Here is a 21,434-nt window from a genome sequence, read left to right on the forward strand (position 1 = left end):
CCTGACAACATATCAGTCATGCTGATTTATGAAACAGAAAAACCTCAAACGTGAACTGAACCCCATAAGTTGGACACAACTTATGGGGTATTTTTATGCATTACGACCTAGACTTTAAGATAAAAGTCATCGCATACTATCGGCAAGGACATACCGGACTTGCCACAAGTGAGAAGTTTAAAGTAGATTCGAAACTTGTACAAAAATGGGTTAAACAATACCAAAGCGGTGGCATAGATGCCATTAAGCCAAAGACAAGTAAGGCCAAATACAGCAGTGAGTTTAAACATCACGTGATTACGACCATGCTTAAGGAAGGATTAAGTCAATCCGAGGTCGCTCTAACGTTTAACATCAGCTCACCGGCCTTAATTAGCCACTGGCACAAAGCGTATCGGCTTTATGGTATGTCTGGACTAATATCCAAACCTAAAGGTAGAACCGCCATGAGTAAACCCTTTATTACAGACAAGCCAGATGATGAAAAGACGCTAGCAGAGCTTAAGCGTGAGAATGAGTACCTACGTGCGGAGAACGCCTACCTAAAAAAGCTGGATGCCTTGCTCAAACAGAAGAAGAAACAAGCTTTGAAAAAGCAAGGCTCATCGAAGGACTAAGACAAGAGCACCCTTTATCTGCTTTGCTAAACATCGCTAAGATGGCTAAGAGTGTCTTTTACTACCATAGGTGTCAGTTTGATGTTAAAGACAAATATGCAGACTTAAAACATCATATTGCTCAGATATACCACAAGCATAAAGGCAGGTATGGTTATCGTAGAGTCACGGCCGCGCTAAAGCAGTTAGGGGTTTATCATAACCATAAGCTCATCGCTAAGCTGATGCGTAACATGAAGCTTAGCGCAAAGATAAGACGTCAGAAGTACCGATCTTACAAAGGACAACAAGGCAAGATTGCGAAGAACTATTTAAAGCGCCAGTTTCATGCAGATAAACCAAATAAGCGCTGGCTGACCGATATTACTGAGTTTAAGGTGGGTGATGATAAGCTGTATTTGTCACCCATACTTGATTGTTATAACAATGAGATCATCACCTATACGCTCTCAAAGAGACCCACTTATGACTTAGTTGGTAAGATGCTAGCTAGTGCTTTAGATAAGACAAAGGCGTGCCGTGGTAAGAGATTAATGCTGCATTCAGATCAAGGGTGGCATTATCAAATGAAACCGTTTAGCACGACGCTTAAACAGCATGGAATTAAGCAAAGTATGAGCAGAAAAGGCAACTGCTTAGATAATGCACTGATGGAGGGGTTCTTCGGTACGCTGAAGTGCGAGACGATTTATATTGAGAAACCGAAAACTATTGAGCAGTTAGAGAAACAGATTCATGAGTATATGCATTATTATAATCATGAGCGTATTCAACTTAAATTAAAAGGACTGAGTCCTGTGCAATACAGAACTCAGTCCTTGTTATAAACTAAACCGTCCAACATTTGGGGGTCAGTTCAACGCATCATTTGCTTTGAGGTTTTTTGTTATCTATAAGTAATGAAAGTCAATATTTCTTATCAGCCATTATATAGTAGCACTTAATGTAGTAGCACTTAACATAATCACTCTTATTATAGTAGCCCTTACTTATCGCCATTCGCCTATGAGGTCTGTCATGCGCAAAATCCCTGTTTATACCCATCCTGCTGCTGGTTGGCCAGCGCTGATCTCATCGACTCGTAAGCTGATGGATTACAAGGCGTTTATGCGCGGTAGTGTCAGCGTCTTACATAGCAATCAGCCTAAGGGCGGCTTTGACTGTCCGGGCTGTGCGTGGCCTGACCATAAGACCCATAAAGTTATCGATGTCTGTGAAAACGGTATCAAAGTCATTGCCAGTGAAACGATGAACCAACGCGCAGATGCAGCGTTCTTTGCCAGACATAGCGTGACCGAACTGCAAAGTTGGTCAGGCTATGAGCTTGAGCATAGCGGACGCTTATCAGAGCCGTTATATTATGATGCAGCGCAAGATCGTTACGTCGCTATTTCTTGGCAAGCGGCTTATGAGCGTATCGCTGATGTCTTAAAAAATCTTGATTCACCAGATGAAGCCTTATTTTATACTTCAGGACGCGTGACCAACGAGCCAGCTTTTATGTTTCAGCTGTTTGTACGCTGTTTTGGCACCAATAATTTGCCAGATTGCTCAAACATGTGTCATGAGCCAACATCAGTGATGCTTGGCAAACAATTAGGCGTCGGTAAAGCCACCGTAGTTTTGGAAGATTTTGAGCAAGCAAAGTTGATTATGCTGTTTGGGCAAAATCCTGCCACCAATCACCCGCGTATGCTTGAGATGTTGGCGCACTCTCATAAACAAGGCTGCCGTATTATCTCTATCAACCCGATGCGTGAGCAGGGTTTAAGCAAGTTTAGGAATCCACAAAAACCAACCCATATGGCTGCAGGACAAAGCGATGAGATGGTCGATGAGGTCATTCAAATTCAAATCGGTGGTGATGTCGCTTTATTGACTGGTTTGGCTAAATGGCTGGTAGAAAACGATAAGATTGATAGTGAGTTTATTAGCACTCATACTTCAGGGTTTGATGATTTAAAACAGTGGCTGGTCGCCCAATCTTGGCAAGATATCGAGCTTGGCTCTGGTATTACGCAAGCAGACATCATCAACCTTGCCAAGCTCGTGGCAGACAGTCCTGCTACTATCTGTACGTGGGGCATGGGCATTACCCAACATGTCCAAGGCGAAGATAATGTCGCCATGATTACCAATTTGCTGCTGCTGATGGGCATGATTGGTATCGATGGTGCAGGTGCATCGCCCGTGCGGGGTCACTCCAATGTGCAAGGCGATCGCACCATGGGTATCCATGAGCGCCCTAAACAAAGCCTACTTGATAGCCTTGAGCGCGTGTTTCAGCGCCCTATGCCGCAAGAAGATGGGCTGGATGTCATTGCTGGAGCTAAAGCATTGATGCAAGGTAAACTCAAAGCCTTTATCAGTATGGGCGGTAATTATGCCGTTGCCGCACCCGATAAGAGTGCGATTCAAACCGCCTTAACCACTACTCAGCTTAATGTTTTTGTCGCTACCAAGCTCAATGAAACCATGCTATATCCGGGTACAAACAACTTAATCTTGCCTTGTATAGGGCGTACCGAACGCGTGATAACGGCTAAAGGCAAGCAGTTTGCGACGATTGAAGACTCTATGTGCCAGATTGTGCCCACACAAGGACGTCTAAAACCGATTAGTGATGATTTAAAGTCTGAAGCGCAAATTGTGGCTGATATGGCAACCTATGTACTTGGGTCTGATTCGTCAATTCCATGGCAGACCATGGGTAGTGACTTCGATATCATCCGTAATTATATTGCCCGCGCTATTAACGGCTTTGAGAACTTTAATGAGCGTATCCGTGAAAGCGAGCGCGGTTTTCATTTATACCACCCAGCACGTCATCGCGTTTGGAATACCGATAGTGGCAAAGCCCAATTTGAAGTACCGCAATATCCGATTACTTATGTCGCCGCGCAAATGGCACAAACGAGCGCGGACTATCATAGCAATGACACGAGCGACAATTTTAAAGATAAAAATATCGAAAAAAGTACTGAGCAAAAAGTATGGCAATTGACTAGCGTCCGTAGTCATGATCAATTTAACACCATGATTTTCGGGTTTAAAGACCGCTATCGCCAAACCAACCGCCGCGATGTGTTATTTATGCATCCCGATGAAATCAAGCGTTTAGGCTGGCAAAAAGGTGATAGTGTCATGGTATCGCGGCAAGGCAGCAAGGATGAGCGGCGTACCTTGGGTCCTTTGATACTTACTGAGATGGACATCGCTGCCAACGCGGTGGCGACCTATTATCCTGAATGTAACGACCTTATTGACTTGGACAGTCATGCTCCTGACTCGAGGACACCGGCTTATAAGTCGGTTACTGTTGTTTTACAGCGCGTTAATGAAGGCAGTTTGGCAGCTACCGCTTAATAGCGCTTAATGTCCTACGATAATGGTTAAAATAATGGTCAATAAAAATAACTTAGCGACAGTAGATACTTTGGCAACAGATGCTGCTGAGGCGTCAATGGATAATCAGACAGTGCCACTATCGCGGCTGCATTTGGCACAAAAACATCGTTATTTATCTACTGAAAACTCCACTTATGCAGCCAAAGAAATAGAGATTGATGATAAATCAGCAATGCTAGCAGTAGAGGCCGCCGTTGCGATTGTCATTAATGGTATCCATTATGCGATATTGATGGCAAGCCCCTATCAGCTTGAATATCTTGCCATTGGCTTTTTATACAGTGAAGGGCTCATTCATCATAGTCATGAATTATTAGATTGGGAAATAACGCAACTGACCGATATCGCAAGTTATCAGAAATTCAGCAATGATTTAACGGATGATTCGGCTACTGCAACGACTACTTTTGAGCAGTTTTCAACGCAGCTACAAGACTATGATGTGTATGTGGTGGAACTGGTATTAAATCAGCGCTGTCATCAGCGTATTCAAGCGCAAAAGCGGCAGCTAGCAGGACGTACAGGCTGCGGAATGTGTGGTATTACAGGACTGGCGCAAGCACTTCCTGATTTAAGCCGTTATTCGGCGCCAAACTTAGAATCAGGCGAAAAACTATCAGCATCAACTATCCCTACTCTAAATTATCTATTGCAAGTACGACAAAATATTAACGCCGCACAACACACGCATCAATTAACCGGTGCGGTACATGCCGCTGCCACCATGCAAGGCGCTGACTTATATCTATTCGAGGACGTCGGACGCCATAATGCCCTCGATAAACTTATTGGTTGGCAATTACGCCACAAAGCAGAGCTGACATGCGTGGTGATGACCTCACGGCTGTCTATTGAGCTGGTGCAAAAGGCCATTCGTAGTCGCCTGCCTTGGCTTGTCGGCATGTCTGCACCGACCAGCACTGCGGTACGGGTTGCTGAGCGCTATGGCTTGGGGCTGGCAGGGTTTTTACGCGATGACCGAGTTACTTACTATACCAACATCACACCAACTGTCCAAACGCTTAAAACACCAATCTAGAGCGGATTCTGCTGTTATATCTCTATAACTAAACATGCCAGATATTACTCCGTTACTATCCACTCCCATTACCCTTCCTGTGCAAGTTTTCACTTATCCATTCGATTAAGCTTTTTTAACTCCATTTTGCTCTAACACTGATTACAGTTACTATTATAAATCTATCTATTAGTTTGCCTTAACCATCCTTAACTCAGAAGTTTGAGAGAAAATTTGAGGTTAGATAGATAATAGGTTACCCTTACCACACAAACATGTTACGAATATTTAACATAGTTGTAGTTTTATTTATCAATGATAAGTAAATGAGCACCACAATCCCAATAAGATTTTACTTATCATCACGACAACGGATGATAGCTCACACGCAATAAATTGAGTAAAACGCTACTCTAATTATTGCTTATCACAGCTGATATAAGCTGTCTACATTTAGCACAAGTCATACAGTTTTGGCTTAGTGCTTATCCGTAATTTTGCTATGGACGCTTACCATGTAAGCCTCGTGTAGCCTATCGCTACTATCGATGATGCCGTATTTGACCGCGTAATGGTTTATCCATTAGCAGACGCTAATTGAGAGTTGCCGCTGTTATTTTTCATACAAGCTTTTAGTCGATATTTTTTATTAAATATTTTAATAGCCTGTGGCCAATGAAAAATTAATACACCAGCTGACGTTAGCACTTGGTTTTTATAACCATTTATTTTATTGCGTATTGCGTATTGCTCGTTGCTAATTGTACGCACGGGCAAAATTGTATGCGCGTGGCAAATAGGTTGAACGCGCGTTTTTATATTTTCGCCAGTTTGTAAGTTTTACTTTAAAGCGAACTATTATTCTATTAAAACAATTGCGAGGTATGAATTTGAAAACTGAGTCATTGTTCCAATTTTCATCGTTAACCATTCTTTTATTATTACTAGCATTTTATGGCGGCACGTATTTACTGTCTTTATTAATCAAAAAAGACAAGGAGACAACTTCAGGATTTATGGTCGCCGGTCACAGTGTTGGCTTCGGCATGGGCGCAGCCAGTATGACCGCCACGTGGATTTGGGCGGCGTCGTTTTATGCTGCCGCTACTTCTGGTTATAAATACGGCGTCTCAGGACCGATACATTACGGTTTTTGGGGTGCTTTGATGATTTTATTCATCTACCCTTTTGGTATGCGCTTTCGTGAACTTGCCCCAAATGGCCATACCTTAGGTGAACTCATCCACGCCCGCCACGGCTCATCAAGCCAATTAATTTTAGCCATATCCAATATTATGGGGAGCTTAATTAGCTTGATGGTCAACTTCACCGCTGCTGGTGCCTTGGTCTCCGTACTGTCACCCTTATCGTTTCAGACGGGCGTCATCATCGCAGGCGTTGGGGTGCTCAGCTATACGTTAACCTCAGGATTCCGAGCCTCTGTCTTTACCGACTTTGCCCAACTGGTCGCCTTGATGGCCATTGGTGTCATCATCATCCCAGCGGTACTATTTTCCATGGGTGGTCCGTCGGTCATGGTCAGCGGACTGTCAAATTTAACCTTTGAGCAGCAAGACTTCTTTTCCTCTGAAGCTTTCTTTCAGCAGGGTGCGCCGTATTTTGTCGCCGTATTGGCTTATGCCATCGGTAATCAAACCATTACCCAGCGTCTATTTGCCATTGATAAAACTAAAATTAAAGCGACCTTTATCACTGCCACGGTCGGTTATGCCGGTATCGTCATTGGGCTTGGTATGATTGGACTCATGGCATTAACCATAGGTATCGAGCCACTTGATGGCAATATGAATAACTTAATTCCGCAAATGGTCAGTACTTATTTGCATCCGGTCTTTATCGCATTATTCTTTATTTTAGTGATAGGTTCGCTGTCCTCAACCGCTGACTCAGACTTATCAGCGCTATCAACGATTATGATGGCGGATGTCTATGGCAAAAACCTTGCTAAGGGGAGCGTTAAACCAAAAACTATGATGCTTGTCGGTCGCGGAACCATGATTGTCGCCACGGCAGCAGGATTGATTTTTGCCAGCTTTAAGCTTGATATATTGGTAATGTTGGTCTTCGTTGGGGCGTTATGGGGTGCGATTGTTTTCCCAGTGATTGCCAGTGTGTTTTGGAATCGCGTCACCAATGTCGCTTTTACCTCAGCGGTCATCGTTGGGCTGTTATTGTTCTGCGTTGCGCGCTTTGAGCTGATACCAATTACTGGCTTCACCGCCCTATTCTTTGAGATATTGGCGAGTGTCGGTGCCGCAGTGGTTATTGGACTTATGGTCTTTGGCTTTTTAGGTCGTAAAATCGGCATGGCAGCAGCCGCTATCACGCTGGTGCTGATGTTAATCTTCGCCACTGGCTTCCTACGCCAGTACATGGTTTTACTCGCTTCACTGACCGCTTACGGCGCAAGTACCATCGTCTGTGTGATTATCAGCCTAATGGGTGACGAGCATTTTGATTTTGACCTCATTAAACAGCGGGTTGGCGACTATGATAAAAAGCCGCCAGTACAACCGCTAGCAAAATCTTAAATAAGATTAATATTATCAAGTAATGGTTGGTCATTAACTGGCTAGCCATTATTAGAAGTCATTATTAGAAGCTAGCAAAGTAAAGTAAGAATCTACAGCAACAAACACTAAATATAAGGAGCTATCATGGACAACGTTTTTATCTATGGATTATATATCCTCATTTGGCCAGCTATTACGCTGGGTGTACTGATATTAATTTGTACCGCAACCTATCGTGATATTAAAAAAGCGCAATATAATAATAAAGATATCGTTTAGCACATGATATTAGACGATGTGTTTTACAAAGCCATCATGTAGCAAAGGCTTAGTGATGGCTTCATTTAGTCTAACAATACTTCGAATAAGCGTTAATTTATGGGCAAATAACCACAACTGAGCAGATAAGTAGCATTTAATTAAAAAATGACTTGTAATTTAAATTATTTTTGCTAATATAGGCATCCTTGATTGGCTGGGTGGCAGAGTGGTCATGCAGCGGACTGCAACTCCGTTAACGCCGGTTCGATTCCGACCTCAGCCTCCAATTATTTAGGTTAAAAATATTATAAATATTACGTTAATTTTAGCTTGCTTTATTAACATAAATGCTTATAATAGCGACCACTATCTAACAAGTAGCAAGCTTACTTTTAGATAATACAAGTTTTGCCCGGGTGGTGAAATTGGTAGACACAAGGGATTTAAAATCCCTCGCTAGTAATAGCGTGCCGGTTCAAGTCCGGCTCCGGGTACCATTACATTAAAAGGCTTCCAAGCAATTGGAAGCCTTTTTCTTATGGTGTCGTTTTTTTATGAGATTAATAATCCCCTCGTTTATTGCTAGCAAAAATATTCTGAGAAAATAACTGTTTTATAATATTTGTCAGTCTAGACCGGTTAATCATAGTTTTAATTTAGTTGAAAGCTCATACTTCACACTTGCTAATAAATTGAAGCCAAAAAAATCCAACCCCATGAAGTGATCGGACTTTTAATATTTGGTGGAGATGGCAGAAACTAACTATTAATCACAAACCATTGATATTAAAAGTTTTAAAACATCAATGATATTAACCATCATTCTTTATTATTACTATTTTAAAATACCTAATTAGATTTTTCATTTCTAACGTGATACATGACCTATACTTTCGTAACATGTATAGTTCTGAGAATCAAAATCCTGCCTCGGCCTGTGTTATCGCTACTATCTTAATTGGTACTGCACACGACCAAGCCATGCCAGCTGTACAATAAAACATACCATCACTAAAAGACACTATACGGGCTGTAAAATCATTATTGGCTAAATAGGCCATAGCATCCTGATCGCAACCATCATCTACCGCACACCAGACCTCTTGATGACCCTCTTCCAACATTACACGAGTTAGTTCACTTCCTGTAATTGCTGCATCCATACCTATAGCTCCTAATCATATTTTACGATTATTAAGCCAAACAAGTGGGTATATAAAAGCTATACCTTGACCATCTCTGAGACTTTCGCATTTATGATTTTGTATTTTTAAATCAAAACGGTACAGTAGACGTGCCTAATACTATTTTTTAATACATAGTATATATCTTTATTCACAATAATGAATATAATTTATAGTCTAATTATCAATTAACTATACTATAAACTAATGTTTATTAAAATAATATTAATTAAATTAGAATTTCTCTATAACCCCACTTCTTCTTGAGTAATTTCAACCTTTTTAATTGGTATCGCGTATTTCCATCTACCGCCTTCTTTACAGAGAAAGTGACCATCCTCAAATGCCACAATATGCATTATAAAGTCACTGCTGACATTGATAATAGTCTCCATAGCATGCTCAGCACTCTTATGACTCACAGCGCACCACACTTGCTCATCACCGCGCTCTAGCATAGCTCTAGTTAAATCACTCCCTGATAGTCTATTATTCATGTCTCAACCTTTATTTCTAACAGTTAATTTCAGCTTCCAATGTTATACTTTAATAATATGTTTTTATGTCTACTAATGTTCACGTATTGTATATAGCATATTGCGTTCGGTAAACTGACGTAAAGAGAACTCATAATTCTAGCTAAGAGAACAGTTTGTTATTTTGATAACTATCAATCTCATGTATAGCCTTGTTATCCCCCCCGTCATCGAGGTATTTTTTTATTGGCTTATTAATTAGCTTGCTGGCAAGCTTTGAGATCGTAGGATGATTGAAGTCCTAGCAATTTTTCTGGTTGAAGCGTTAAAAAATACATACTGATCTGAAAAGCATAAGTCTTTTATTTATTTTAATGTTGCCATACAGAATATTAGAACCCTCTTAGTTGGCGTGCTGCTCTTTCTTATGATCTTTCAGATGCGCGCCATTAGCTATCAAGCGTTTAATCTCAATATTGCGCTGGCGTGCATTTAGATTACTGGATAAGTGCCAATAGTGAAGGCTGACGGTTTACCTTACCACCTGTAGGCACTAATCCATGACTTAACGCCTGTATAACGCACCCATAGTTGCAGCCCGTTACCATCGCTGTTCTTGTCTGGTCGCTTTGTATCAATAGAGGCGCTACTGGGCTGTAGGTAGCTTATTGATAACGGTATGAGTTAAGGGCATTGGACTATCCTTTGTTGGTATTGAGCGTATGTATAAACCCTAATACCAACATTCTATATGGTTCGTCATACCTCTATATAAACCTCAATACCTGAAAAATTCCCAAAATAAAGGGCTAACCGTCTATGACGGTTAGCCCTTTATCGTTGTTTGGTGGAGATGGCGGGAGTTGAACCCGCGTCCGCCAGCATTACGCTCATGAATCTACATGTTTAGTTTCTGTCTTTAGTTTTAATCCGCACCGATCCGACAGTCAGGATGGATTGGACGATTCTCTACTTTTGAACCCAAGCGATTGAGACAATTACTTGTGGCGAGCCTACATGCGGACGCTTCAACTTAGTTGACCAACTGTAGGTGATCAGCAACCAAGTAAGCAGGGTTTAAGCTGCTAGAGCGTAAGTTTCGTCGTTTGCGACTATAACAATATATGTTTGATTAACGAGAGGACATACACTCTCGACATGCATCATTGAGTTTCATCACCAGCGTCGAAGCCAGAACATCCCCAATAAGACTGACTATTATATAGGACTTAGCCATAGACTTTCAACCTATAAGCAGTCCGTATTACATTAAGTTACAGCTTAAGGTGCTAAGCCAAAACTTTATTCATCCATTTACCGATATTTTGGATTTGTGGCATGCAAACTTGGTGCGCCATCGGATAGGTATGATAAACGACACTGTAGCCTTTCGCTGATAACAACTCCTGTGCCTGCTCACCTAAAACCACAGGAACAACAGGGTCGTGCGTGCCATGCTCTATCAATATCGGCATGTCTTTATTAGCCTCACTATAGTCAATATTGTCATTGGTCGCAAGATAGGTAGATAGTGCCATCAAACCTGCTAAGCGCTGCGGATAGCCGAGTGCCACATGATACGCCACTGCCCCACCCTGCGAAAATCCCGCAATGACAATATGCTCAGGCTTAACACCGCGCTCGATTTCACGAGCAATCAAGTCATGGATTTGCTGAGAAGATTCTTCGATTTGAGCAATATCGACTTTACGCTCAAGGCTCATCTCTAATATATCATACCATGCGGGCATGACCATGCCGCCATTGACCGTCACTGGTCGATTAGGTGCATGGGGAAAGATAAAACGTACGGCCATGTCATCCGCAAGACCTAACTGTGGCACGACTGGCTCAAAGTCATGACCGCTAGCACCCAAACCATGCAGCCAAATCACGGCTCTATCTATTTTTTTTTGTGAGGGATTATGTTCGACAATAACGGCATCTAAATAGTTACTCATGTTTTAAGTTCCTTTAACTGATAAATAAAACCAGATTTATTTGTTTGATTAAGCAAGACATACAATATTTAAATTAGAATATATAACGTGAATCATTACAGTTTTAAGCATGCATAAAAAAACCCTCTAACGTATCTAATAGAACAGCAGTAGATGCGGCAAAGGGCAAATAAATGTATGGCAGAAAATCTAAGTAATCGATTGGACTGGTTGCTTAATATCCGCATTTTGACCGCGATGGCGCAGATAGTGATCCAGTAATACAATCGCTAACATCGCTTCAGCAATGGGCGTTGCTCGCACACCTACGCAAGGGTCATGACGACCTTTAGTCAGCATCTCAATCGCTTCCCCATCTGTATTGATACTCTTGCCAGCCGTGGTAATGCTAGAGGTTGGCTTCAGGGCAATACTGACACGGATATCTTGTCCTGACGAGATGCCACCCAAGATGCCGCCTGCATGATTAGCCGTAAAACCATCAGGGGTCATCTCATCACGTGAGCGATGCCCAAACTGTCCAGCCACCGCCATACCATCACCAACTTCAACGCCTTTAACGGCATTGATACTCATCATCGCATGGGCAATATCAGCATCTAAGCGGTCAAATACCGGTTCACCCAATCCTACGGGCACGCCACTGGCGATAATCTCCAAACGTGCTCCGCAGCTCGTTCCTTCACGGCGCAAGCTGTCTATCAAGACTTCAAAGCGACTGACTGCTTCTTTATCCGCACAAAAGAACGGATTGCTATTAACAAAATCCCAGTCGATTTGACTTGGGTCTAGCACTTGACTGTATTCCGAGCCAATTTGGGTAACATGCCCGCGCACTTGCACGCCTAAGCGCTGATGCAAGTATTTCTTAGCGATAGCACCTGCCGCCACACGCATAGCCGTTTCACGTGCAGATGAACGCCCGCCGCCGCGATAATCGCGAAAGCCGTATTTCATACTATAGGTATAATCGGCATGACCGGGGCGAAAAGTGTCTTTTATTTCACTATAATCTTTTGATTTTTGATTGGTGTTACGAATCAAAAGCCCAATCGATGTGCCCGTCGTTTTACCTTCAAAGACGCCAGAAATAATCTCAACTTCATCAGATTCACGGCGCTGGGTCGAGTATTTAGATGACCCAGGTTTACGGCGATCCAAATCTACCTGCAAATCTGCTTCACATAATTCTAAACCTGGTGGCACGCCATCGACGGTAGCCATCAGGCCTGCACCATGCGACTCACCGCACGTCGTTACCGTAAAAACCTGTCCAATACTATTGCCAGCCATATTTATCCTTAAACAAATGAAGTCGATTTTTAATTGCCGTTTTTTAATTCTAGTGTCAATGTCAAAATTACTTTATTGATTGCTATCTAATAATTGTACATAAGCGGCAAATAACTGGCGATGGGTCATGAGCTCATCATAAGTAATAGCAAAGATACCATGACCGCCGTGAGCAAACCTTAACCAATCAAACTGAATCTCAGGATAAGCCTGTTTTAATGCCCACTCACTATCGCCCACTTCACAGACCAGCAACCCTTCAGGGCTTAAATAGTCTGGCGCTTCAAACAAAATACGATGTACCAAATCCAGCCCGTCTTGACCGGCTGCGAGCGCATGTTCCGGCTCATATAAAAACTCAGGGGGCAAATCTGCCATGATAGCGGCATCGACATACGGAGGATTGGTGACAATCAGCTCATATTGATGCTCAGCCGGAATCTTAGCAAATAAGTCAGATTCAATCACATTGACTTGATGACCTAAGTCATGATGGTCGACGTTGACCATCGCCACTTCTAGCGCGCCTTTATCGATATCAACGGCATCGACCAATGCATCGACAAAACGTGTGGCAAGTGCAATCGCAATACAACCAGAACCGGTGCATAAATCTAAAATACGCTCGGGCTGTGACAGCTGTTTAATCTCTAAGCCATGATCATAAAAAGCTGGCGCTTGATTATTGACACTAACGCCTATCGGTTTTGCCAGCTCGCTCACTTCAAAGTATGGATGGAACTGCTGACGAATCAGCTCAGCGATTGGCGAGCGTGGAATTAGAACGCGCTCATCGACATAAAAAGGCAAGTCACAGAAATACGATAAATTAATCAAATAGCTTAATGGCTTACGTTCAGCGATACGCTCTTCTAATAAACTCAGTACCTGCTGCTTCTCTGATGTGGTCAGGCGGCAATCCAAAATCTGATCATTGGCAGCCCAATCTAAAGATAAAGAATGCAACACAATAGCAGAGGCTTCAGCGAACTCATCTGTCGTTCCTTGAGCAACCACCACATCATAATTACGTAGCTGGGTGACAGCAAAACGAATAAAATCACGGATACTGACCAGCTGCTCACGCGCCTCTTCAAGCTCTGCATGCAGGTTGGCAAACTCATCGTGCTCACCGAGCAGACCGGTTTCTAAATCATACTCCGGCTCATTATCCAAGCCTTGCGACTCATCATCAAAGTACTGATTTTGAAACTCTTCTGCGCTCATGGTTTGGTCTTCTGACATATCGCACCTTACTGATTTACATGCTCACTAACTACATGCGGATGGGTTAAATCGCTTTTAATTAGCAGCTGATTTATTAAATAAAAACTCGTCACCCATTATAGACGCAAACGTCATGATGCGCCAATAACTGTGTATTGTACTGACTGGGTTTTTTACGGCAAAAAACTGCCTATCTACTTGCTTACCGGCTAATATAGTTAAATTTAGCAAGTTTAGGTATCTGGGAAAATGAGATTGAGCATTAGGATAATATTTGACTATAAAGTAGAAAATTAGCCATTGTAGCAATAATTAACGGCAACCCTATATCCAGCATGACTAAATTATTTCCCAACTGTAGTGAATACGTCAACAGTTGACGTTTAGCAAGCCCTAAACGAAAAAAGATGTGTCAAAAGTTTGCGAAGCATCCAAATTATGCGCATAATAGCGCCATTAGTTATAACCATAAGTATGCCAATATGATGAAAATGAAGCCTCTTATTACCGCCATCTCAATTGCTATCGTTAGTGTCAGCGCTGTTGCCGCACCTGCCGACACGACGCGCACCCTACCAGTACGCAAAGCTGACTCAATGCCTAGCATCGCTAAGAAAGTGAGCTTGGATGTGCAAGAAAGCCGTAGCAGCTCAATTGATGCTCGTACTACTGTTAAGCCAACTGCTAATCAGGCGAATAAAGCCAAGCCAGCTGACCGTATGACTCAGCTGATTGACTCAAAGCAAGAAGCTGAAGCCAATTCAGCAGCGGTTAGCGCTGATAATATGACCGTAGAAGAGCTGTCTCTTAAAGATGTGCAGTCTGATAGCACTGACGATATCAGCGAAGGTCAAGCCGTTGCTGCCCCTTCTACATCGACCGCTGATAGCGCAAATGACCCTGCGATTAAGAGCATCGAAGATATCGACGGTAAAAAGCATACCACACTGAATTTATCTAATTATGCCAAACAAGTAAACGGTGCCACATGGACACCGAATATGAAAGTCAACTCGGCAATGACCATCAAAATGCAGGCGCTATTGGATTGGAACCACGCCTCTCCTGGTGCTATTGATGGCGGCTGGGGCATGAACAGTAAAAAAGCACTTATTAACTTTCAAACCATGAAAGGCTTGCCAGCGACGGGTAAAATGGACCAAAAAACGTGGGATGCTTTAAATAAAAATATCCCAGCCAATAAGCCCGTACTTGTGACTTATACCATCACTGAAGATGATGTGAATACTAACTTTGCTAACATGCCTGCAGGCTCAGAAGCCAAGTCAAAAATGAAAGGCTTATATTATCAAGACATTAAAGAGATGTTTGGTGAGCGCTTCCATATGGATGTGCGCTATTTAGATAAGCTGAATAAAAACAAGCAATATAAAGCGGGCGAAACTATTACTGTTTTGAATACCCGTGCCCCGCTTAAGCAGCGTATCAACCGTGTCGTTGCCAATAAAGCTGATAAGACCTTATATGCTTATAACGATGATAAGCTGGTTGCCACTTATCCAACCACCATTGGTAGTGACGCCACGCCATCACCGCAAGGTTCGTTTAAAATCATTAACAAGGTAAAAATGCCTTGGTATAAAGCAACCGTTGGTAAGGGCGCCGATAAAAAAATCCATATGCTACCACCAGGCCCAAACAGCCCTGTCGGTGTTGTATGGATGGGCTTATCTAAACCCTCATATGGTATTCATGGCTCACCAAAGCCGGAAGGCATCAGCCGTCAAGCCTCGGCAGGCTGTGTACGTCTGACTAACTGGGATGTGCTAGAGGTTTATGCCAATATCGAAAATGGCGCAACCGTTGAGCTCAAATAGTTAGCAGTTAATGCAAATGAATAAAAAAGACCTTGATGCGTAATCAAGGTCTTTTTTTGTTTAAAGCAATACAAACTCTTAATACAAATTACAAGCCAATAAAAAACAGCCTCTCTATTAAAGGCTGTTTTTTACTTTATACACAGTCAAAAACTAAGCATTATTTATTCTTATTAGTGATAGCTTTTTGAAATCGATTGCTTTTAAGAAATTACGCTTTATAACCATCTTCTTTACCAGTGATACTACCGACTTTTTTGGTAAAGATGAGTGCGGCAGGAATAGACACAAGGAAACCTGCTGCTACCGCTATTTGAATATGCGGAATCTCGTTAAAACCCGTGACCAATGCGCCAATCATAAATACGCCGATGGTAACGGTTGCGGCTATCGAATAGATGACAGAGAATAGTGGCCAGTTCATGATATATTCCTCATTTATTGTGTGGGTATAACACCTTTATACACTAAATCCACACAAAAAGTAAGTATTTTCTTATAGACCCGCAGCCCATTCATAGCAAGTGATTCATATTGAAAGCCATATTATAATTGTTGATTTGCGCCAAGTGTTTTCAATAAGGAGAAAAGCAGTATATTGGCTATTTTTTGCCTGCTCAACTTCTCTGTACCTCTCATCCTTGAGTCGCAAAAAGTTCATACGCTATGATGCATTTATCATTACAATAGTGGGTTTCCTGTACTCTTACATGCATTCTGCCACTTGCATTTGCTAGTTTGCACTCTTCCATCCTTACTCAATAGCTAAGCTTGCTTCTATGACCTCATCTAATACTGACACTACTAACGGTTCACTGCCTGTCGATAAATCCCAAAACGATTTTGAATCTAAAGTCGTCAATATCATTAATGATGACATTGATGACAACATTGCTGAACCAGCCGCACAGGATGCGGCTGTTGAAAATGTTGATGCCGACAATAACAGCGATAAAGAAGTTGCCAAAGAGTCGGCAGCGGCGCGAGCACCAGAAGCAAAGATAAAGATGGAAACCGTTGCACCTGATGTGGTGGTTGCCTCATTAGAAACCCCTGAAACAGAATCTCAAGCCGTGAATGATCATACAGAGTCGGATTTTCTAAGCACCGAGGAAGATTTTTTTCAGGACGACTCAGATGCAGAAGTAAGCGTAGAAGCTGATGAAACGGATTTTAGTCAACAGCATTCAAACGATGCACAAGCTCATGAGCTGACAGATGAAGAAAGCTTCCCAGAAAACATGGAAGAAAAAGAAGCGCTCAATCAGGAACAAGCGGCTGTTCCTACGACTAAACATCAAGCAATGAACGATGAGAAAAACATCAACAAAAATAAGCCGCCAATTAATAAAAAGCAAAACAGTACTCAAACCGCTGCTAATGTTTTAGAAGAAGATGAGGTTAGCGATGATAACCATAAGAGTGATGAAGAAGACAATGAAGAAGGCGAAGAGGTAAAAGAAAAAAAGGAAGCCAAACTTGAATCTTATAAGCAGTTTGTCGCTGAACAGTTTAGTAATAAAAAAGTAGACTATCCAGAAGTGCGCGTTAGGATTGAGGCCAATGCGCTGCCGAGCAAAATGTATTTCATCATGAATATCCTCTCGGCTATTATCGCAAGCTATGGACTGGTGACCAACTCAGCGGCGGTGGTCATTGGTGCGATGTTGGTCGCTATGATGTTGGGTCCTATCACTGGGGTGGCACTAGCGATTATCGACCATCGTATGCCGCTACTACGTAAGTCACTTATTACCGTGTTTCTAGGCATCTCTTTGGTGGTATTGGTGGGCTTTATCGTTGGCTGGTTACACAAAGACCAACCGCTAACGGCAGAGATACTATCGCGCACGCAGCCGACGTCGATGGATTTGATGATTGCCCTTGCTGGTGGTACGGCTGGTGCTTATGCCATGGTTTCTCCGCACCTGTCGGTGGCAGTGGTTGGCGTCGCGGTGGCGACAGCTTTGGTGCCGCCCCTTGCTGCCAGTGGCATTTTATTTGCCAATGGCGAGCTTCAGCTTGGGTTCGGCGCACTCTTGCTGGCTATGACCAACATCCTTGCCATTCAATTTACTAATGCGCTGGTATTATGGGTTTTGGGCTTCCGCCGTTTGGTTAAAGACGATTATAAGTCCAACACCTATTTGACTTTTTTGCAGCGTAATGCGGTGACATTATTGTTACTGGGCGGATTAGGAACCTATTTGACCATTAATCTACAAACCAACGCCAAACAGCAGGTGTTTGAAAGCAGCGTCAAAGAGACGATTAATAGCTACTTTAGTGATAAAGGCAATGTGCTGACCAATACGCAGTTTGATAAAAGCGACACCAATCAAGTCGTGCGCGCGGTGATTCGCGGCGAAACAACGCCCAGCTCCTACGATGTCCGTCAAATCGAAGCGATTATCAGCCAAGATATGGCCGATAATTTCCCTGACTATCTACCGATTCGCTTGCAGCTGCGCTATATGCCTGTACAGGTGATTGAGTCGCATCCACTGATTCAAGATAAGCTTGATAAAACCGATGTGACTATACTAACCAACTGATTTATTTAACCGGCAATTCATTTAACCGGCTATTTATTTAACTGACTAATTGACCCTAGTCGGTTAATGCAATAACGATAATGCGACAACCTTTCTATAAAACCTAAAGTATTTATTTGAAATAAAGCGATTTAATGAAGACAAATATTCAATGCAAGCGCCTGCTTAATAACGAAACTTAAGCCGTATTTACCCGGTGTTTGCTTATGAATCTTCAACACCCTTGGCACGTTTGTGCTAAAATCGCTTGCAAAATTATTTTACTTATTTTACTTAATACCATCCGTCAGTAAGGAGCCGCTGTGAGCCAGCCATTTCGCTCAGCCGATATTCGTCAAGCTTTTATCGATTTTTTCATAAGCAAGCAGCACACCCCCGTCGCCTCGTCGAGCTTGATTCCGTACAATGACCCGACATTACTATTCACCAATGCCGGCATGAATCAGTTTAAAGAAACCTTTTTGGGCATGGAGCCGCGTGACTATACGCGTGCCGTGAGCTCACAAAAATGCGTACGTGCCGGCGGTAAACACAACGATCTGGATAATGTCGGCTATACGGCGCGCCATCATACGTTTTTTGAGATGCTGGGTAACTTCTCTTTTGGTGATTATTTTAAGCAAGCCGGTATTGAATATATCTGGGAGTTTTTAACTTCAGATGAATGGTTGGCAATCGATAAAGACCGCTTGTATGTGACCATTTATGCAACCGATGACGAAGCCTTTGATATTTGGCATAAAGACATCGGCATCCCAAGCGAGCGCATTATCCGTATTGGTGATAATAAAGGCGCGCCTTACGCCTCTGATAACTTTTGGACGATGGGTGATACCGGTCCATGTGGTCCTTGTACCGAAGTGTTTTATGACCATGGCGCTGATATCGAAGGCGGTTTGCCGGGTACGCCTGAAGAAGATGGCGACCGTTATATTGAGATTTGGAACTGCGTCTTTATGCAGTTTAACCGTCAAAAAGACGGTACTATGCTGCCGCTACCAGCCCCAAGCGTCGACACTGGTATGGGTCTTGAACGTATCAGTGCCATTATGCAAGGCGTCCATGGCAACTACGAGATAGATTTATTTGTCCATCTAATGGATGCGGCGGCTGAGATTTTAGGTATTGAAAACGAGCAACAATCTTCCTTAAAAGTTATCGCCGATCATATCCGTGCCGTGGCATTTTTGATTGCTGATGGCGTCACCCCAAGTAATGAAGGTCGCGGTTATGTACTGCGCCGCGTTATTCGCCGTGCCGTACGTCACGGTAATAAGCTTGGTGCCGATAGCGACTTCTTTTATAAAATGGTTGCGCCGCTTGTCGCTGAGATGGGCAGCGCCTATCCTGAGCTAAAAGATAAGCAAAGCGTCATCGAAAACGCCATTCAAAAAGAAGAAGCCCAATTTGCCAAAACCCTAGCACAAGGTTTACGCCTGCTTGCCAGCGAGCTTGAAGGTCTAAAAGATGGTGATACCCTCTCTGGCGAGGCGGCATTTAAGCTATATGATACTTACGGCTTCCCCGTTGACTTGACCGCTGATATCACCCGTGAGCGCGGTATTGTGATTGATGAAGCGGAGTTTGATGAGCACATGCAAGCACAGCGTGAACGGGCGCGTGATGCCGGCAAATTCGATGTCGATTACAGCAGCGTTATCCAAGTAGAAAACCCAACCACCTTTATCGGTTATGAGCAGCTTGAAGAAGATGGTGTGATTATTCATGCCCTTTATCAAGATGGCAATCCAGCCGAGAGCTTAGCTGAGGGCATGGAAGGCGTTGTTGTCCTTGACCGTACACCGTTTTATGCTGAAGGCGGTGGTCAAGTAGGTGAGCTGGGCGAAATTCGCAGCGCAACCGGTGTTTTTGAAGTGCAAGATACCAAAAAATCTGGGCAAGCTATTATTCATTATGGCGTGGTTACCATGGGCGAGATTAACACCCAGCAAACAGCCGATGCGCAAGTATTATCAAGCATTCGTGCTGCTAGTGCCAAAAACCACTCGGCCACGCATCTATTGCATGCCGCGCTAAGACAAGTATTGGGTAATGAAGTCACACAAAAAGGCTCATTGGTTTCAAGCGAAGTATTACGTTTTGACTTCTCCTATGACAAACCCGTTAGCGCTGCTGAAATCAGCCGTATCGAACGCCTTGTCAATGAGCAAATTCAAGCCAACACCCCTGCCCGTATCGAGCACATGTCTATCGATGAAGCGATGAAGCAAGGTGCGATGGCGTTATTTGGCGAAAAATATGGTAACGACGTGCGTGTCTTGACCATGGGCACCGACAGTATCGTTGATGGTCAGCGTCAGCCATTTTCTATTGAGCTATGCGGTGGTCTGCACGTTAAACGCACTGGTGATATTGGTGTCTTAAAAATCACCAGCGAATCCGGTATTGCGGCGGGCATTCGCCGTATTGAAGCGGTCACCGGTATGAATGCCATTAAAAACATTCAGCAAAGTGAGCAACAACTCAGCGAGCTTGCCAGCCAGCTAAAAGTCAAACGTCCAGAGGTTGCACAGCGTGTGCGTACCATGGCGGACAAACAGCGCGATTTGGAAAAACAGCTCGAACGTTTAGAGCAAAAAATCGCCAGCGCCCAAGCCGCTAATTTGCTTGATGACGTGCAAACCATTGCTGGTACACCGGTGCTTATCAGTACTTTAAGCGGCGTTGATGGTAAATCCATCCGTACCCTGATGGACGATATCAAATCAAAACTTCCTGATAGCGTGATTGTCTTGATTGGCGATAAAGATGAGCAATTGGCATTAGCTGCTAGTGTGGCAAAATCTGTTACCGCTAAAGTAAAAGCCGGTGATATCATTCGTCATTTGGCAGATGAGCTGGGTGGTAAAGGCGGCGGTAAGCCTGACTATGCCCAAGGCGGCGCACCAAAAGCTGCCAACACCAGCGCGGTTATCAATGCGCTACCTGAGTGGATTGCAGAGCAGCTTGGTTAAGTATTAAGCTTAGGCTAATAGATGATTGGTTATAACGGTTATAACCAATCGCCATACATCTAATGCTTGCTAGCACTTAAAGTTATG

General features: G+C 43.1%; 15 protein-coding genes, 2 tRNA genes and 1 other RNA gene. 11 read left to right on the plus strand and 7 right to left on the minus strand.

The window, feature by feature from the left end:
* Positions 1–95: 95 nt before the first annotated feature.
* The 8 genes from JMX94_RS07610 to JMX94_RS07640 all read left to right on the plus strand — a co-directional run bounded on the left by JMX94_RS07610 (position 96) and on the right by JMX94_RS07640 (position 8,335).
* Positions 96–617, plus strand: coding sequence for a helix-turn-helix domain-containing protein (locus JMX94_RS07610; RefSeq protein WP_201564789.1), 522 nt, complete (start codon positions 96–98; stop codon positions 615–617).
* Complete coding sequence (locus JMX94_RS07615) at positions 605–1,444, plus strand: IS3 family transposase (protein ID WP_201564806.1); 840 nt, start codon at positions 605–607, stop codon at positions 1,442–1,444. The genes JMX94_RS07610 and JMX94_RS07615 overlap by 13 nt, the downstream gene beginning before the upstream one ends.
* A gap of 190 nt (positions 1,445–1,634) precedes the next feature.
* Positions 1,635–3,983, plus strand: a complete 2,349-nt coding sequence (locus JMX94_RS07620) for an FdhF/YdeP family oxidoreductase (protein ID WP_201564790.1) — start codon at positions 1,635–1,637, stop codon at positions 3,981–3,983.
* Positions 3,984–4,017: 34 nt separating this feature from the next.
* The gene (gene fdhD / locus JMX94_RS07625) at positions 4,018–5,064 is read left to right on the plus strand and encodes a formate dehydrogenase accessory sulfurtransferase FdhD (RefSeq protein ID WP_201564791.1); all 1,047 of its coding nucleotides are present in this window, start codon (positions 4,018–4,020) and stop codon (positions 5,062–5,064) included.
* A gap of 884 nt (positions 5,065–5,948) precedes the next feature.
* A complete protein-coding gene (locus JMX94_RS07630) occupies positions 5,949–7,595 on the plus strand; it encodes a sodium:solute symporter family protein (RefSeq protein WP_201564811.1) in 1,647 nt (548 codons plus the stop codon).
* 126 nt (positions 7,596–7,721) lie between these two features.
* Positions 7,722–7,856, plus strand: a complete 135-nt coding sequence (locus JMX94_RS13285) for a putative transporter small subunit (protein WP_227670443.1) — start codon at positions 7,722–7,724, stop codon at positions 7,854–7,856.
* 194 nt (positions 7,857–8,050) lie between these two features.
* A tRNA-Cys gene (locus JMX94_RS07635) sits at positions 8,051–8,124 on the plus strand.
* Between the two features lie 124 nt (positions 8,125–8,248).
* Positions 8,249–8,335 (plus strand) — tRNA-Leu (locus JMX94_RS07640).
* Between the two features lie 420 nt (positions 8,336–8,755).
* On the opposite strand, the gene JMX94_RS07645 is transcribed toward JMX94_RS07640, so the two are convergent.
* The 6 genes from JMX94_RS07645 to prmB form a co-directional block, all read right to left on the minus strand.
* Entirely contained in the window at positions 8,756–9,001 is a 246-nt protein-coding gene (locus tag JMX94_RS07645) for a hypothetical protein (RefSeq protein WP_201564792.1), read from the minus strand.
* 266 nt (positions 9,002–9,267) lie between these two features.
* A complete protein-coding gene (locus JMX94_RS07650) occupies positions 9,268–9,519 on the minus strand; it encodes a hypothetical protein (protein WP_201564793.1) in 252 nt (83 codons plus the stop codon).
* Positions 9,520–10,343: 824 nt separating this feature from the next.
* Positions 10,344–10,702: a transfer-messenger RNA gene (ssrA, locus tag JMX94_RS07655) on the minus strand.
* A gap of 85 nt (positions 10,703–10,787) precedes the next feature.
* Complete coding sequence (locus JMX94_RS07660) at positions 10,788–11,459, minus strand: alpha/beta hydrolase (RefSeq protein ID WP_201564794.1); 672 nt, start codon at positions 11,457–11,459, stop codon at positions 10,788–10,790.
* A gap of 189 nt (positions 11,460–11,648) precedes the next feature.
* Complete coding sequence (gene aroC / locus JMX94_RS07665) at positions 11,649–12,752, minus strand: chorismate synthase (protein ID WP_201564795.1); 1,104 nt, start codon at positions 12,750–12,752, stop codon at positions 11,649–11,651.
* Between the two features lie 72 nt (positions 12,753–12,824).
* Entirely contained in the window at positions 12,825–13,997 is a 1,173-nt protein-coding gene (prmB, locus tag JMX94_RS07670) for a 50S ribosomal protein L3 N(5)-glutamine methyltransferase (RefSeq protein WP_201564796.1), read from the minus strand.
* Positions 13,998–14,386: 389 nt separating this feature from the next.
* Between prmB and JMX94_RS07675 the strand changes: the two genes are divergently transcribed.
* On the plus strand, positions 14,387–15,817 hold the full coding sequence (locus JMX94_RS07675) for a L,D-transpeptidase family protein (RefSeq protein ID WP_201564797.1): 1,431 nt from the start codon (positions 14,387–14,389) through the stop codon (positions 15,815–15,817).
* Between the two features lie 211 nt (positions 15,818–16,028).
* On the opposite strand, the gene JMX94_RS07680 is transcribed toward JMX94_RS07675, so the two are convergent.
* Positions 16,029–16,241, minus strand: coding sequence for a hypothetical protein (locus tag JMX94_RS07680; protein ID WP_201564798.1), 213 nt, complete (start codon positions 16,239–16,241; stop codon positions 16,029–16,031).
* Positions 16,242–16,596: 355 nt separating this feature from the next.
* On the opposite strand from JMX94_RS07680, the gene JMX94_RS07685 reads away from it, so the two are divergent.
* A complete protein-coding gene (locus tag JMX94_RS07685) occupies positions 16,597–18,372 on the plus strand; it encodes a TIGR00341 family protein (protein WP_201564799.1) in 1,776 nt (591 codons plus the stop codon).
* A gap of 302 nt (positions 18,373–18,674) precedes the next feature.
* The gene (alaS, locus tag JMX94_RS07690; RefSeq protein ID WP_201564800.1) at positions 18,675–21,347 is read left to right on the plus strand and encodes an alanine--tRNA ligase; all 2,673 of its coding nucleotides are present in this window, start codon (positions 18,675–18,677) and stop codon (positions 21,345–21,347) included.
* The last annotated feature ends 87 nt before the right edge of the window (positions 21,348–21,434 follow it).

Source organism: Psychrobacter sp. CMS30 (assembly GCF_904846565.1).
Taxonomy (GTDB): Bacteria; Pseudomonadota; Gammaproteobacteria; order Pseudomonadales; family Moraxellaceae; genus Psychrobacter; species Psychrobacter maritimus.